The 16,190-nt window shown below is 61.0% G+C and carries 11 protein-coding genes; 4 read left to right on the top strand and 7 right to left on the bottom strand.

Going from position 1 to position 16,190, the window contains the following annotated elements; genetic code table 11:
• Positions 1-24 precede the first annotated feature (24 nt).
• From HBO10_RS18735 to HBO10_RS18710, 6 genes are all read right to left on the bottom strand, one after another.
• Complete coding sequence (locus HBO10_RS18735) at positions 25-1,170, bottom strand: HlyD family secretion protein (RefSeq protein ID WP_034127965.1); 1,146 nt, start codon at positions 1,168-1,170, stop codon at positions 25-27.
• Positions 1,167-2,810 carry an MFS transporter gene (locus HBO10_RS18730; protein WP_034127966.1) on the bottom strand — a complete coding sequence of 548 codons (1,644 nt, stop codon included), beginning with the start codon at positions 2,808-2,810 and terminating at the stop codon, positions 1,167-1,169. Before HBO10_RS18730 ends, HBO10_RS18735 begins: the two co-directional genes overlap by 4 nt.
• A gap of 177 nt (positions 2,811-2,987) precedes the next feature.
• Positions 2,988-8,261: an SET domain-containing protein-lysine N-methyltransferase gene (locus HBO10_RS18725; RefSeq protein WP_034127967.1), complete on the bottom strand. Its 5,274-nt coding sequence runs from the start codon at positions 8,259-8,261 to the stop codon at positions 2,988-2,990.
• A 137-nt stretch (positions 8,262-8,398) separates the two neighbouring features.
• A complete protein-coding gene (locus HBO10_RS18720; protein WP_034127968.1) occupies positions 8,399-9,205 on the bottom strand; it encodes a sulfite exporter TauE/SafE family protein in 807 nt (268 codons plus the stop codon).
• Positions 9,206-10,450: an FAD/NAD(P)-binding oxidoreductase gene (locus HBO10_RS18715; protein ID WP_034127969.1), complete on the bottom strand. Its 1,245-nt coding sequence runs from the start codon at positions 10,448-10,450 to the stop codon at positions 9,206-9,208. It lies immediately after the preceding gene.
• Between the two features lie 51 nt (positions 10,451-10,501).
• Positions 10,502-10,837: a metalloregulator ArsR/SmtB family transcription factor gene (locus HBO10_RS18710; RefSeq protein ID WP_003174875.1), complete on the bottom strand. Its 336-nt coding sequence runs from the start codon at positions 10,835-10,837 to the stop codon at positions 10,502-10,504.
• A 94-nt stretch (positions 10,838-10,931) separates the two neighbouring features.
• Here HBO10_RS18710 and HBO10_RS18705 point away from each other — a divergent pair, with 94 nt between their 5' ends.
• On the top strand, positions 10,932-11,795 hold the full coding sequence (locus HBO10_RS18705; protein WP_034127970.1) for an MBL fold metallo-hydrolase: 864 nt from the start codon (positions 10,932-10,934) through the stop codon (positions 11,793-11,795).
• A gap of 147 nt (positions 11,796-11,942) precedes the next feature.
• On the opposite strand, the gene bkdR is transcribed toward HBO10_RS18705, so the two are convergent.
• Positions 11,943-12,431, bottom strand: a complete 489-nt coding sequence (gene bkdR, locus HBO10_RS18700; RefSeq protein WP_003174877.1) for a Bkd operon transcriptional regulator BkdR — start codon at positions 12,429-12,431, stop codon at positions 11,943-11,945.
• 195 nt (positions 12,432-12,626) lie between these two features.
• Between bkdR and HBO10_RS18695 the strand changes: the two genes are divergently transcribed.
• From HBO10_RS18695 to HBO10_RS18685, 3 genes are read left to right on the top strand one after another with little or no spacing between them, the layout of a single operon-like run.
• Positions 12,627-13,862, top strand: a complete 1,236-nt coding sequence (locus tag HBO10_RS18695; protein ID WP_034127971.1) for a 3-methyl-2-oxobutanoate dehydrogenase (2-methylpropanoyl-transferring) subunit alpha — start codon at positions 12,627-12,629, stop codon at positions 13,860-13,862.
• A gap of 1 nt (position 13,863) precedes the next feature.
• Positions 13,864-14,922 (top strand): alpha-ketoacid dehydrogenase subunit beta, encoded by a 1,059-nt coding sequence (locus HBO10_RS18690; protein WP_005789444.1) that lies wholly within the window; start codon positions 13,864-13,866, stop codon positions 14,920-14,922.
• Positions 14,923-16,188, top strand: a complete 1,266-nt coding sequence (locus HBO10_RS18685; protein ID WP_034127972.1) for a dihydrolipoamide acetyltransferase family protein — start codon at positions 14,923-14,925, stop codon at positions 16,186-16,188.
• Positions 16,189-16,190 lie beyond the last annotated feature (2 nt).

The following is a 16,190-nucleotide window of genomic DNA, read 5'->3' as shown; positions in this document are numbered from 1 at the left end:
CTACAGTCAGAGGATGCGTCAACGTCAGGGTGGGCTGTTTTTCAGGCGCCCTGCCGTATCGATACTCACCACCACCGACAACCCCGGCCGCAAGCGCTCACTCTCGGCCTGGTCCGGGTCCACGATGATGCGCACCGGCACCCGCTGGGCGATCTTGACGAAGTTGCCGGTGGCGTTGTCCGCCTGCAACAGGCTGAACTCGGAACCGGTGGCCGGGGAAATATGCTGCACCGTGCCATGGAATTTGCGGTGGTTCAGCGCATCCACGGTGAACGTCACCGGCTGGCCGACCTGCACATTGTCCATCTGGGTTTCTTTCATATTGGCAATCACCCACAACTGCTTGGGCACCAGCGCCATCAGTTGCGCGCCGGAATTGACGTAGGCGCCCAGGCGCACGCCGATCTGCCCGAGCTGACCATCCCGTGGTGCCGTGATGCGTGTATTGGACAGGTCAATGCGCGCCAACTCCACCGCCGCCTCGGCACTCGCGACAGCTGCCTCCAGGGAGCCGCGGTTGACGATTACCGTCTGTAAATCCTGGCGGGCGATTTCCAGGCTGGCCTGGGCCTGGGCCACGGCAGCGATGGTCTGTGCGTTGGCCGCACGGGTCACGTCCAGTTCGCGTTTGGACACCGAGCCATCGCTGATCAGTTCTTCATTGCGGCGCAAATCCGCAGTGCTCTTGCGTGCCTGGGCCTGACTGTCGACCAGCGCGGCCTGGCGCAGCTTGATGGTCGCTTCGGCGCTGTTGCGTTGCTGCACCACGTTGGCCAACGAGGCCTTCTGCACCGCCAGTTGCGCCAGGGCCTGGTCGAGGCGTTGCTTGTAGATACGGTCATCCAGGCGCACCAGCAGGTCGCCGGTCTTGACGTACTGGAAGTCCTGCACCGGCACTTCGAACACATAGCCGCTGAGCTGCGGGCCGATAATCGTCACCTGCCCACGCACCAAAGCGTTCTCGGTGGTTTCCACCGCACTGCTGAACGGCGGCAGTTGCCAGGCGTACAGCACGATCAGCACACCGATGATGGCGATGGCGGCAAAGCCCAGGGACGAGACGATACGCACGCGCAAGGGCCGCAATTGGGTAGGCACCGCGCCCGGGGGCGTGCTGCCTTCCGGCGTGGCGGCGATGGCGGTCGTGGTGGTGGTTGAAGGTTCAGTCATGAAGTTGCGCCGCTGGGTTGAACAGGAGGAATTGCCTTGGTGGTGCTCATCAACCACAGGCTACGGGTGAAGATCCACAGCATGGTCAGGATCGCGATAATCGCGATCAGCATGAAGACATCGTTGTAAGCCATGACGTTCGCCTCGCGGGTGGCCGCCGTGGCCAGGCTGCGGATGCCCATGAGGTTGCGCAGTTCCGGGTCAGCGACGATCTTGCCATAGGCCGCCCCACCACTCTGCACCCGCGCCGCCACAAGCGGGTCGATCAGGGTCAGGTGCTCGACGATCATGCTCGAATGATACTTCTCGCGCACGATCTGGAAAGTGCCCAGCAACGCCGCGCCGATCAGGCCGCCAAGGTTCTGGCAGATTCCGAACATCACCGAGAAGCTCACCAGGTTGCGCGGGTTGGTCAGTACGTTTTTGGTGCCCAGCACCATGGTCGGCCCCAGGAAGAACGTACCGCCGAAGCCTAGCAGGAACTGGCTGATATAGAGGTTCTGCGGACGGGTCAGGTTGCTGGAAAAACTGTCCATCACCGAACCTGTCGCCATCAGCGCCAGGGAAATGATCAGCGGCATCAGCAAATGCGCCGGGTTGATCGTCAGCGCGCTGACCACCAGCCCGGCAATCGCCCCGGCCAGCATCACCACGTACAGGGTGTGCATCTGCTGGTAGCTCATGTTCAACATCTGCATGAACCCCACCGCACCGGTGGATTGCTCGGACAGCACCATGCGAATCAGCACCACCGCCAACGCCAGGCGGATCATCACGCCGCTGCCCAGCCAGCGCGTCATCAGCATCGGGTTGCTGCGGTTATGCTCGATGGCGAGCCCCGCCATGATCAGTACCAGGGAACAGGCCGAGGCCACGCCGATCCACGGCGCTTCCAGCCACCAATCGATGCGCCCAAGGGACAGCACCGCACAGAGCAACGCCACGCCGCTGGCGAGGATGGCGAAGGTGAGGAAGTCGAGTTTTTCAAAGGTCTTGAAGCGATCGCCCGGCGGCAGCTTGAGCAGGAACACGCAGCCCAGGCAGATCAGCGCCAGGCCCAGTTCGAACAAATACAACCCGCGCCATTCAGCGATTTGCAGCAAGTCTTCGGAAAACAGCCGCGCCAGCGGTAACGCCAACTGCGCGGTGCCCAGCCCCAGTACCAGCGCTTTCAGCCGCCACTTGGCCGGGAATGCCTGGATCATGTAGTACAAGCCCAACGAACTGAGCGCCGCACCCACCATGCCATGGGCGGCCCGTACCGCAATTGCCGAACTGAGGTCATTGACGAACAAATGGCCGAAGGTCACCAGCGCGTAGAGCACCAGGAACACCTCGGTAAATGCGCGCAGGCCGAACTGCTGGCGAAACTTTACCAGCAGCAGGTTCATGCACACGTTGGTCATTACATAGGCGGCGGGCAGCCAGGCCATTTCCGCGGTGGTCGCGCCCAGGGCGCCTTGCAGGTATTGCAGGTTGGCGATGACCAGGGCGTTACCCAAGCCGCCGGTGATTGCCACCAGCACGCCGACCAGCGCGAAAAGCCAGCGCTTACGCGTAGGATGCAGCGGCGTCGACGGCGAGCCAGGCAGGCTCGGCCGCTCGTGGGGTTGCCAGGTGTGGGGGGTGTATTTATCCATTCGGTGACCTTGGTAAGCCGGGGTGCAAGGCCGGTGAATCCGTTATACAGAGGAACAGTAACCTGAGAGGCGTTCATGTTGCCATCTTGAGGACGCAATTGATCGTCAATGGGGCACAGTCAAATGGCGCCCACTGCCCGGCATCATTTGTCTTGCCCCTTCGCCCAGCGCTTGAACTCAGCGATCAGGGTCCGGCTTGATCGCTATATCAGGCACCGGCTTATAGAACGGTCCATAGTCCAGCAGTAGCTCCTCGCCTCTCTTGATGTCCTTGAGCGCTACATAGAACGTCAGGTTTTTCCCGACCGCGATGGACACGACATTGTTGGACATCCACGCAGGCCCCTCGCCCAGTTGCGAGGTATTGATCAGGCTCAGGGTGTTGCCAGTGTGCAGGCCGCTCACCGTCCGGGTACCCGAGCGCGTACCGAACAGGTAAGTCATTACAGCCCGCGAACCTTGCTTGCGCTGCTCCTCGAACAGTGACGCTTCGTCTGCATGGTATTTGCCTGCATAAGGGCCAAGCACTTCAAATTGGGGGATATCGCGCCGCGCCCATACCGAAGCGCCGCGAGCCGGCCCCCCATCGTCCAACGGCGTGACCACCTCCAGGGCATCGTCAAATCGGGTCTGATGCTGGCCTTCGGTGCGCAGCCAGTCTTTGATCGACGCCTTGATCTGTGCTGAAACCCTCGCCTTAGTCGGGCTATCAAGCCCATCGAGCACGCCATTCCAGTGGGAGATGCGGATGTCATCGATCGGGCCTTCGAGTGATTGGGTCAAGCTGATTCTGGGGTTCACCGGGTCCTGCAGAATCGGCAGCGTGTTGTCGATCTGATGACGAGGCAATGTCGGGAAATCGCTGGGTTCAACCTTGATCACCACGGGCGGGACTGTCGAAGCGGGGGCTGGGGCCTCCAGGCCTTGCGCTGTGCCGGCGCCGACCTTTGATGGTGGCGGGTCCAAGGGCTCTGATGCGGGGCGTTTTCGTGGGGTATCCGTAACCGATTGCCCAGGAACGGGGCGCGGCCCAGTGCCTTGCTGTAACCGTCCCAGACGTTGCGAGGCGTTCGCTGTAAACGAGCCGTCCGCTCTCACGTACTTACTCCAGAGGTCTGGACTAAGCCTGTGCTGTTGCACAAACTGCGCCTGCGTGACGGAGTTGTCTGCGCTCTCGGCAAGCGCTTGCCACTGGCGCAAAAGGTCACTGGTAATCCTGCGATAGGCGCCATCGGTTACATTCTTCATCAGGGCTTCGCCGGCCGCCGACAGGGCACCATCAGGACGGACATACGCTCTGAACGAATGCACACTCAGGTTATGCTGAACGGCGAACCCCTCCATGGTCATGGTCTCACGCGCCTGCTGAGTCAGCTTTTGCCACCTATCGATATGCGTTTCGGTCACCCTGCCCGCCGCCATGTTGGCAGAGCGGTCGCGCACCGTCACACCGGCAGGGCTCAGTTTGCCGTCAGGCTGCACGTAATACTCAAAGGTTCTCGGGGATAGATGTTTCTGGCGAGCAAAGCCCCTGCGTGTAAGGCTTCGTTGCTGCGCGGGCGGCAACGCCTCCCACTCGCGCAAATGCCCAGCCGTGATCAACTCCATGCGCGCCCTGGGAACATGGGTGATCGGGCCCAGTGCGGCGCGCTCAAGGCGTTCGCTGGCGGTCTTTTTCAAGGAACCATCAGCGTTGACCCAGTCTCTCCAAGTGGCTGGATGGAGCCCGTTCTCGCTTGTGAACTGCGCTTGCGTGATCGCATTATTCGGGTCCTCGAAATAGGCTTTCCACTGGCGAAGGTGGTCGTCGGTAATCTTGTTAGGGGCAATACCGACCACCCTGTCCATCAGTTCTCTACCGACCGGCCCCAATGTACCGTCTCGCCGCACATGGGTTTTGAACGAGCCTGGATTAACGTGATAAAGCTCGGCAAACCCCTCGAGCGTCATTTCGTCACGCTCCGTCTGTGGCATGTCTTGCCAATCACGGATATGGGTTTCCGTCACGGTATAAAATGGCGTATTGGGTGCACGGTCGCGCACCGCCACGCCGATAGCGGTCAACTGACCATCTGGTTTTACATAGCGATTGAACACTTTCGGGTGCAGATGTTGCTGCCGGGCGAAGCCTGCGGGGGTAAGGCTTTGCTGCTGCTCCAATGATAACGCCTGCCAAGCGCGCAAATGATCGGCCATGGGGGTCTGGGCCTGAACAGCGGACGCCCGTGCGGCGCTTTGCAGTGCGCGTTCCAGACGCTGCGCGCCCGCTCCCTTCAATGAGCCATCCGCGTTGACGTACTGCGCCCAGCTACGTTGGCTGAGCCCGTGCTGGCTCACGAACTGCGCTGACGTCAATGAGTTGCCTGGTTGCCTGAAAAGCTCATCCCACTGGCGTAAATGATCATCGGTAATCTGGTTACTTTTGGTGGGACCAGAGGAGTTGATCAGCGTTTCCCCGCGGGTCATCAGGGTACCGTCCTTGCGCGCATACGTTTTGAACGTACCCGGCCGAAGGTTATGAAGAACAGCAAACCCCTCCTGGGTCATTTCGTCACGCTGCGCCTGGGTCATGTTTTTCCAATCACGCACATGCGTTTCGGTCACCTTTGCGGTGAATGCGCTGGCAGGGCGATCACGCACGAGCACGCCGCTATCGGTTAACTGACCGTCTGGCTTTACGAAAAACTCAAAGGTTTTCTGTGTGAGTTTATTCTGCTTGGCAAAGCCCTTTCGGGTCAGCCTTATCTGCTCCTGCGGCGACAAGGCCTCCCAGGCCTTCAAGTGCTCAGCAGTGATCTGCCCGCCGCCGGGTGCCCCCAGGCGTTGCCATTCGTCGCCCTGTACATGCTGGACCAACAACTCGGTTTGCCGGTTGTTGTGATAAACCCGGGCCTGCACGGTGCCGTCTTCCGTGCGCGACACCTGGCGCACCTCATACACCGCTGTGTCACCGTTGCTGTCGGTATGGCGTATGTGCGAGGAGTGCCCATCGGCTGCCACATATACGCCCTGGCTGTTGCGGGTGAGCCCTGCGATTTTGGATTCAGGCACTTTGAAGTGCCCGAACAGCTCATGGCTCAGCTCACTTGGCCCATCGAAGCTTGCAGTGTCCACCTCACCGTCGACAGCCTGGGTTGCGGCCTTGAACTCATCGAGCGGGCCGCCATAAGGCCGCATCGCGTCGGCATCGAATGCATACCACTTGCCACCCTTGAGCACCGCGGCCCCCTCCACCGTCTGGCCTGCCACCTTCACGGTGCCGGTTGCGGCGGCCTCGTACTGTTTGCTGATCGCCTTCAACACGTCATAACTGCCGGTGGCGCCCCTGAGCTTGTTGACGGCCTTGACGCCTTTGGACAATACATAGAGACCAGCGCTACCCACCAACCTGGGCAAATCGCCCACCCCGCCGACGGGGTTGAGTACGTCAATGGCCGCCACGCCGATGACCTTGACCGCCCGCAATGCCTTGGCCCCGGCAGACAACGCAGAACGGCCGACCTTGAGCAACTTTCCTGCGGTGGCGGTGCCGGCGGTAAGAAAACCGAATACATCCAGCAAGAGGTCAAAAGCACCCGCGCCATACTGCCCGTTCTGAAAATTGACAATGGCGGACCTGAACGGGATCAGGTTCAACAAAAACTCGCTCAGCTGTGCGTTCGCCTTGTCCAAGGCGGTTTGCCCACGGGCCTGCTGTTTGATAGCGGGATCGTCGAGGTCCAAGTGTTCGACAAACGCCGTGGCAATCCCATGGGATCGAGCGCTGGTAAAGCTATCCCAAGGCGCGTTATTCAGCGGTCGCTCACGTCCCAGATCATCGGCTTTATGGCTGGGCGTGAATACTTTGGTCGTCGAAACCTTGTTGCCATCCCTGTCTTCCTTAACCTTTGTACTGTAAAGGCTCGTCTTTTCAATCGTGCCTTTATTGAAGTCGATGACGTAGGCGTGCGACGTGCCTTGCAGCTCGGTTTTGACCAGCAGCCCCGGTTCATTTTGAGCATACGTATTATTGAAATGCCCATCCATGACGTATGAGCCTTCCTGGAAAAAACTGACCTTTCCAAACTCGAAATGCTTGCGATCCTGTAAGGGCAGTTGCGAGATCATGTGCCTGACCGTTGTATTGACGGCGGCCTTTTTTTCCTCCATTGCACGGCTGAACTGCCGTTCGAATTCTGCCGGCACGCCAAATTGCCGATTGGCGTTCAAACTCGTTAGTACCCTTTGCAGGTCGTTGCCCTTGAGTGAACTGCTGGGTTCGTGCGCCTTGAAAGGCCGGGACTCCAGCCAGTCGTCCATGGCGACATCCAAGAGCGAAATACCTCCCCCTTCAATCTTCACGTAGTGCTGATCGACAGCAAATACTTTCTCCTCGAAAAACGCGCCAAGGTCGCCAAATCGCTCCTTGAGCTTGGTCAGGGCGATCTCTTTTCGCGTGGGCAATGCCTTATCCAGTGCATGGGAGGCAGTGAGCCGGGTGTCCAGCTGCGCGTTGAATGCGGCCCTTGCCGATTCAAGTTGCGCGGGTGGATAGTCGCCATTCTGTCTTTTTGTGAGAACGCCACTGGCCACGGCCCAGTCCAGCAATGCCACCGTCTCTGCCGCTTGGGTAACTCCTGGGTCAACCCGCCGTGCTTCTTGCGCCTCGCTCATGACCTGGGCAAACGTCATGCCGGGGACTTTGCCCGGCGTCTGCGCCCCAATCGTCATTGCAGCAATCGCCAGGCTGGCCCATGCCTGGCTGCCGACTTTCACCGTCGCAGGAATGTCTTTGATCAGAAACTGCGGCGCCGACTTGGCCAGCAACAGGTACGCGCCGACACTTGCCAGTGCAGCGCTGGTTTTGCCAGTACGACTCAAATGTTCGGCCAAGCCAGCCACCACCGTGGCTGCGTGGTGTCCCCCATGCGTGTCACCGCCCAGATCAAACCCGGCGACGCTGTTGCAATCGGGTGCGGTGATCGACTCAGGGTCCATCTGCAGTGCGATAGCGGCCAGTAGGTAATCGCTCGCGCTGCTTTCGCTGTCAATGCCCTGCATTGTTTGCTGCAGCGCGTTGCCCATCCGTTGCCCTTGCGGGGAATTGACCAGCGCTTCGAGTATTTTGGCCGGGTCGCTCCCCACTTCTGCCGGCAGCGGCTGGCGATACCGCAGAAACTCCAGTACGCCACCCTTGGTTTGCATCACCAGCGGTTGGTCGCCCAGAGGGTGTGCGTAATTCATCGTCGCAAGGCGCAAGCGCCGCTGCTCGTCTGCACTCAAGGGATTTGGCCAGGATAATGCCCCGCCCAAATGGCCCAGTGAGAAGACAGGACTGTTGGGTAATGGCAAATTCTGGCTGGGACGCTGGGGCGTCAACGACGGTTCAAGGTCATCGGCCAAAAGCGGTGGCCGTTTTTCAGCTGCTGCCAAGGGAAGCGAAAAATGCGTATGTGCTGCGGTAATTGTCATAAAGCGCCTGTGCATAGTCGAAGAATCATCCAGGCAAAAGCGCGTTTCGGCGCTTGCGGCCGTTCACTGAGTGTCAGCGCTCAATGAGGAGGTTCCTGACCAAGTACAAGATTTCGTGACAGTGCACAGGTACAGCGTCAGAGCAACGCGCTGGCTAGCATCCCAATCGCCACCACTCCACACAGGCTGGCGAACCCCACTTGCAACACCCGCGCGGGGATCACCGAACACAACCGCCTTCCCGCCAACATGCCGACGACGCTCGCACCAATAAACACCCAGCCCACCGGCTCGATGCTCACGCCTGCATGAAACGCACCGGCCACGCCGATCAGCGACAGCAGGCTGACCACCATTAACGACGTGGCGACGATCCCGCGCATCTGCACGTCGGTCAGTTGCTTGAACGCCGGCACGATCAGGAAGCCGCCGCCCACGCCCAGCAAACCTGAAACGGCGCCGGTCACCGCTCCCAACGCCGCCAGGGTGGCGCTGCATTTGGCGGTCCAGGCCAGGCGACCGGTCTGCTGGTTGAGCATGCAGTTTTTCTGGCCCCACGACGCCGCACCATGGTCACTCGGCCCAGCCTCGCGCTTTTCCCGTTGCAGCATGCGCCAGGCCACCAGCACCATCAGCGCACTGAACAGCCCCATCAGCACCGGTTCCGACAGTTGGTGGGCGACAAACACGCCCAACGGCGAAAACAGCGCGCCGAGCAAGGCGATCAGTAACGCCGCACGGTAACGCACCAAGCCATGACGCAAGCCATCAATGGCACCAACCGCTGCCGCTGCGCCCACCGCAAGCAACGACACCGGCGCGGCCTGGGTCATGGTCAAGCCCAGCCCCAGCACCAGCGCCGGCACCCCAAGGATGCCGCCGCCCGCGCCAGTCAGGCCCATGACCAGGCCCATCAATACACCCAACACACTGGCCAGCAGCATTCAGTCCACCTTGCTCAGACGGGTCAGCCACTCGCGGCCCTTGAGCATGCCATTCCAGTAGAACCACGGCAGCAGCGTGGCCTTGAGGAACCACATCGAACGGCGTGCCTGCGTGGGATCAAGGGGAAAGGTCGGCAGCAACGTGCCGCCGTAGCCAAACTCGGCCAGCACCACCTTGCCCTTCTCCACCGTCAGTGGGCAGGAACCATAGCCGTCATATTTGAGCGGCAAAGGTGCCTGCTTGCGCAGGGCCAGCAGGTTTTCGGCCACCACCACGATTTGCTTGCGCACCGCTGCCGCCGTCTTGGCGTTGGTGGTGCCGCACACATCGCCCAGGCCGAAGATATGCGGGTAGCGCAGGTGTTGCAGGCTATGGGGGTTTACTTCGCACCAGCCGGCGGCGTCGGCCAGCGGGCTCTGGCGGATAAAGTCCGGGGACAACTGCGGCGGTACGACGTGGAGCATGTCGAAGGTTTTCTCTTCGACCGTCGCGTTGCCTTCGGCATCTTTGACTTCAAACCAGGCTTTGCGCGCCGGGCCGTCGACTTTCACCAGGTTGGAGTTGAACGCCAGGCGAGCGTTGTATTTTTCGACGTACTTCATCAGCGGCGGCACAAAGGTTGGCACACCGAACAACGCCGCACCGGCCAGGTTGAACTCGACGTCGATGTGTTTGAGGTCGCCCTGCTTGAGCCAGTGGTCGCAAGACAGGTACAGGGCTTTTTGCGGCGCGCCGGCACATTTGATCGGCATCGCCGGCTGGGTGAACAACGCCTTGCCACCCTTGAGCTGCTGCACCAACTGCCAGGTGTACGCGGCATGCTCGTAGCTGTAGTTGGACGTGACACCGTGCTGGCCGAGGGTGTCCTGCAGGCCTTCGATTTTTTCCCAGGCCAGGCGCAGGCCAGGGCAGACGATAAGGTTCTTCCAGGTGACGCGCTGGCCGCTGTCGAGCACCAGGGTGCTTTCATCGGGCAGCACTTCGCTGACGGCGGCCTGCACCCAGCTGACGCCATTGGGCAGCACGTCGGCCAGGGGCCGGCGGGTCTTGTGCAGGTCGTAAGCGCCGCCGCCGACGAGGGTCCAGGCCGGTTGGTAGCAGTGGTAGTCGTTAGGTTCGATGAGGGTGATGTTCAGCTGCGGGTCGCGCTTGAGCAGGCTGGCCAGCAGGCCGATGCCTGCCGAGCCGCCGCCGATGACTACGATATCGCCACTGATGGTGGGTCCCCAGTGTTGTTCGGTCATTGTCTACTGCCTTTTTGAGTCAATGCACACAAGGGTCGCTGCCGGATGGCGTCACGCCCAGCTTTTTATGACCGCGCCGCAATACAGCCCGGACAGGGTTTTCATCACTTGAATCACTTCGTGGCTGGCCAACCCGTAGAAAATGTATTTGCCTTCCCGACGGGTGGCGACCAGCCCTTCATCGCGCAGGATGCCCAACTGTTGTGACAGGGTGGGCTGGCGTACGCCGGTCAGGGCTTCCAGCTCGCCGACGTTGCGCTCGCCCTGGGTCAACTGGCACAGGATCAACAAGCGATCTTCGTTGGCCAGGGCCTTGAGCAAGGCACAGGCCTTGGACGCCGATGCACGCAACTGGGCGACTTCGCCCTCACTCAACGTAGATTCCATTTGCCTCGGGTCCTTTATGTCACTTAAGCTCAAAACATTATGTGTAAACGTAAACTGATTGTAACCACTTTTTTCTTCAGCAGAGACAGCCGCCATGCCAGCGTTGATTCAAGCCTTTCTGGATGACGCATCGTCGACCTACACCTATATCGTCTATGAGGCCGATGGCGGCCCCTGCGCCATCGTCGACTCGGTGCTCAATTACGACCCGGCTTCGGGGCGCACCGATACGGCACAAGCCGACAAGGTGATTGCCTTTGTGCGCGAGCATGGCCTGCACGTGCAGTGGCTGCTGGAAACCCACGCCCATGCCGACCACCTGTCCGCCGCGCCCTACCTGCGCCGCACCTTGGGCGGCAAGATCGCGATAGGCGAATCGATCAGCAAGGTGCAGGGCGTGTTCAAGAACCTGTTCAACCTGGAGCCGGAATTTCGCGTGGACGGCTCGCAGTTCGATCACCTGTTTGCGCCGGATGAAGTCTTTCATATCGGCAACTTGAAGGCCCAGGCGTTGCACGTGCCTGGACACACCCCCGCCGACATGGCCTATTTGATCGACGGCCGCTTGATCCTGGTGGGCGACACCCTGTTCATGCCCGACGTCGGCACCGCGCGCTGCGACTTCCCCGGCGGCGATGCGCGGCAGTTGTACGCATCGATGCGCAAGCTGTTGGCGTTCCCTTCGGACACCAAGTTGTACGTGTGTCATGACTACCCGCCCGAGGGTCGAGAGGCCAAGTGCCAGACCACCGTGGCGGAACAACGAGCGGGGAACATTCATGTGCATGATGGCGTGGATGAAGCGGCGTTTGTAGCGATGCGCACCACCCGTGATGCCGGATTGGGGATGCCGACGCTGTTGTTACCGGCGATTCAGGTGAATGTGCGGGCGGGCAACATGCCGCCAGCGGAAGAGAATGGCGTGACCTACCTGAAGATCCCCCTAAACCAACTTTGAAACGGAGGGGACCTGCCAGTCATTTAAACGCCCACGATCTCCTGTAGGAGCGAGCTTGCTCGCGAAGAACGTTAACGATAACGCGGGCTGCCTGAAAGCATGTGGCGACTGTGAGTTCTTCGCGAGCAAGCTCGCTCCTACAGAGAATCAGGAACCGAGGCTGATGCCGTTGGCCGGCAATGGCAGCGCGGTTTTGTAGCGCACTTGCTTCAAGGCAAAGCTGGAGCGAATGTTCGCCACCCCCGGCACCTTGGTCAGAAAGTCCATCATGAAACGCTCCAGCGACTGGATCGTCGGCACCAACACGCGGATCAGATAATCCGGGTCGCCGGCCATCAGGTAGCACTCCATCACCTCAGGCCGATCCGAGATCGCCCCTTCGAATTGCTGCAGCGCCAGCTCGTTCTGTTTTTCCAGGCTCACGTGGATGAACACATTGACGTGCAGCCCCAGCAGATCAGCATCCAGCAGCGTGACCTGCTCACGAATCAGCCCCAGTTCTTCCATCGCCTTGACCCGGTTGAAACACGGAGTGGGCGACAGGTTGACCGAGCGGGCCAGGTCGGCATTGGTGATCCGGGCATTCTCCTGCAGGGCGTTGAGAATGCCGATATCGGTACGGTCCAGTTTGCGCATGAGACAAAATCACCTGTTTATTATGTTTATGCAGTTTTTTTATCCGCAAATGGCCAGCGACGCAATGAAACAGAGATAAATATTCTTCTACGCCACGCCTATGATTGTTGTAGGACAAGATTTCTTCTATCCGAAGACTGACTGTCAGCTAGCGCGCCCACTACAAGAAATTCACAAGATAGAGCGTAGAAAGCCATGACCCAGCCGTATGCACCGCTGCGCCTGCACGTTCCCGAACCCTCGGGCCGCCCAGGCTGCAAGACCGACTTCACCTACCTGCGTTTGACCGACGCCGGCCTGGTACGCAAACCCGCCATCGACGTAGAGCCCGCCGACACCGCCGACCTGGCCAAGGGCCTGATCCGCGTGCTCGACGATCAGGGCCAGGCCCTGGGCCCGTGGGCCGAAGGTGTCTCCACCGAGATCATGCGCAAAGGCATGCGCGCCATGCTCAAGACGCGCATTTTCGACAACCGTATGGTGGTCGCCCAGCGTCAGAAAAAAATGTCGTTCTACATGCAAAGCCTTGGCGAAGAAGCCATCGGCAGCGCCCAGGCCCTGGCCTTGAATATCGACGACATGTGCTTCCCCACCTATCGCCAGCAAAGCATCCTGATGGCCCGCGAGGTGCCGCTGGTGGACCTGATCTGCCAACTGCTGTCCAACGAGCGCGACCCGCTCAAGGGCCGCCAGTTGCCGATCATGTATTCGGTCAAGGAGGCGGGCTTCTTCACTATTTCCGGCAACCTTGCCACCCAATTCGTCCAGGGCGTGGGCTGGGGCATGGCCTCGGCGATCAAGGGCGATACCAAGATCGCCTCGGCCTGGATCGGCGACGGCGCCACCGCTGAATCGGACTTCCACACCGCCCTCACCTTCGCCCACGTGTACCGCGCGCCGGTGATCCTCAACGTGGTCAACAACCAGTGGGCGATCTCCACCTTCCAGGCCATCGCTGGCGGTGAAGCCACCACCTTCGCCGGACGCGGTGTGGGTTGCGGCATCGCTTCCCTACGCGTGGACGGCAACGACTTTATCGCCGTGTGCGCCGCCTCGGCCTGGGCTGCCGAGCGTGCGCGCCGCAACCTGGGGCCCACCCTGATCGAGTGGGTCACCTACCGCGCCGGCCCGCATTCCACCTCCGATGACCCATCCAAATATCGCCCCGCCGATGACTGGAGCCACTTCCCCCTGGGCGACCCGATTGCCCGCCTCAAGCAGCACCTGATCAAGATTGGCCAATGGTCCGAAGAGGAACATGCGGCGGTCAGTGCCGAACTTGAAGCCGAAGTGGTCAAGGCGCAGAAGGAAGCCGAACAGTACGGCACCCTGGCCGGTGGCCAGATTCCAAGCGCCGCGACCATGTTCGAGGATGTCTATAAAGAGATGCCGGAGCACTTGAAGCGCCAGCGTCAAGAGCTGGGGGTGTGACATGAACGACCACAACAACAGTATCGAACTGGAAACCGCCATGACCACCACCACCATGACCATGATCCAGGCCCTGCGCTCGGCCATGGATGTGATGCTTGAGCGTGACGACAACGTGGTGGTGTTCGGCCAGGACGTCGGTTACTTCGGCGGCGTGTTCCGTTGCACCGAAGGCTTGCAGACCAAGTACGGCAGCTCGCGGGTGTTTGACGCCCCGATCTCGGAAAGCGGCATCGTCGGCGTGGCCGTGGGCATGGGCGCCTATGGCCTGCGCCCGGTGGCGGAAATCCAGTTCGCCGACTACGTCTACCCCGCCACCGACCAGATCATTTCCGAAGCGGCGCGCCTGCGTTATCGCTCGGCCGGCCAGTTCACCGCGCCCTTGACCATGCGTATGCCTTGCGGCGGCGGCATCTATGGCGGCCAGACCCACAGCCAGAGTATCGAAGCGGTGTTCACCCAGGTCTGCGGCCTGCGCACGGTGATGCCGTCCAACCCCTATGACGCCAAGGGCCTGCTGATCGCCTCCATCGAAAACGATGACCCGGTGATCTTCCTGGAGCCCAAGCGCCTGTACAACGGCCCGTTCGACGGCCACCACGACCGCCCGGTAACGCCGTGGTCCAAACACCCCCAAGCCCAGGTGCCGGACGGTTACTACACCGTGCCCCTGGACGTAGCCGCCATCGTGCGCCCAGGCTCGGCCGTGACCGTGCTGACCTATGGCACCACCGTGTATGTGTCGCAAGTCGCCGCTGAAGAAACCGGCATCGACGCCGAGGTCATTGACCTGCGCAGCCTGTGGCCGCTGGACCTGGAGACCATCGTCAAGTCGGTGAAAAAGACCGGCCGTTGCGTGGTGGTGCATGAGGCCACGCGCACCTGCGGCTTTGGTGCCGAGTTGGTCTCGCTGGTGCAAGAGCATTGCTTCCACCACCTGGAAGCGCCGATCGAACGCGTCACCGGTTGGGACACCCCCTACCCGCACGCGCAGGAGTGGGCGTATTTCCCAGGGCCGTCCCGAGTGGGCGCGGCGTTGAAACGGGTCATGGAGGTCTGAATGGGCACGCACGTTATCAAGATGCCAGACATTGGCGAAGGCATCGCGGAAGTTGAATTGTCGGTATGGCATGTAAAGGTCGGCGACCTGGTGGTTGAAGACCAGGTGCTGGCGGATGTGATGACCGACAAGGCGATGGTGGATATTCCCTCGCCGGTCCACGGCAAGGTGATTTCCCTCGGCGGCGAGCCGGGTGAGGTCATGGCAGTGGGCAGCATTTTGATCAGCATTGAAGTGGAAGGCGCAGGCAATACCAAGGATATGCCGGAGGTTGCCGAGCCGGCGAAGGCCGCGCCGCCTGTGGCCGAAGCCAAACCGGTACAGGCGCCGGTAGAAAGCAAGCCCGCTGCAGTAGTGAAAGCGCCGCAAGCGCCCGTGGCCCGTGAAGCCAGCGAACGCCCGTTGGCCTCGCCTGCCGTGCGCAAACACGCGCTGGATGCCGGGATTCAACTGCGCCTGGTCCAGGGCACAGGGCCTGCGGGCCGGATTCTGCATGAAGACCTGGAGGCCTACTTGCATCAAGGGCCGGCCACCAGCACCAGTGCCGCCAACCCTTATGCCGAGCGCAATGACGAACACCAGATCCCGGTGATCGGCATGCGCCGCAAGATCGCCCAGCGCATGCAGGACGCAACCCGCCGCGCCGCGCATTTCAGCTACGTGGAAGAGATCGACGTCACCGCCCTCGACGAGTTGCGCGTGCACCTCAACGAGAAGCACGGTGCGACACGCGGCAAGCTGACCCTGCTGCCGTTTATCGTGCGGGCCATGGTGGTAGCCTTGCGCGACTTCCCGCAGATCAATGCGCGTTACGACGACGAAGCCCAGGTCATCACTCGCCTTGGTGCCGTGCACGTGGGCGTCGCCACCCAGAGCGACGTGGGCCTGATGGTGCCGGTGGTACGCCACGCCGAAGCCCGCAGCCTATGGGGCACTGCCGAAGAAATCGCGCGTTTGGCCAACGCCGCACGTACAGGCAAGGCCAGCCGTGAAGAGCTGTCCGGTTCGACCATTACCCTGACCAGCCTTGGCGCCCTGGGCGGCATCGTCAGTACGCCAGTTCTGAACCTGCCGGAAGTGGCCATCGTCGGCGTCAACCGTATCGTTGAGCGGCCGATGGTGATCAAGGGCCAGATCGTGGTGCGCAAGATGATGAACCTCTCCAGCTCTTTCGATCACCGCGTGGTCGATGGCATGGACGCGGCGCAATTCATCCAGGCCATTCGCGGCCTGCTCGAACAACCCGCCAGCCTGTTCCTGGAGTAAGG

Origin of the sequence: Pseudomonas sp. WS 5503 (assembly GCF_012985385.1) — a bacterium.
GTDB lineage: Bacteria > Pseudomonadota > Gammaproteobacteria > Pseudomonadales > Pseudomonadaceae > Aquipseudomonas > Aquipseudomonas paracarnis.
Note: the sequence above shows the minus strand (reverse complement) of the source record. Positions and strands in the feature narration are given on the sequence as shown.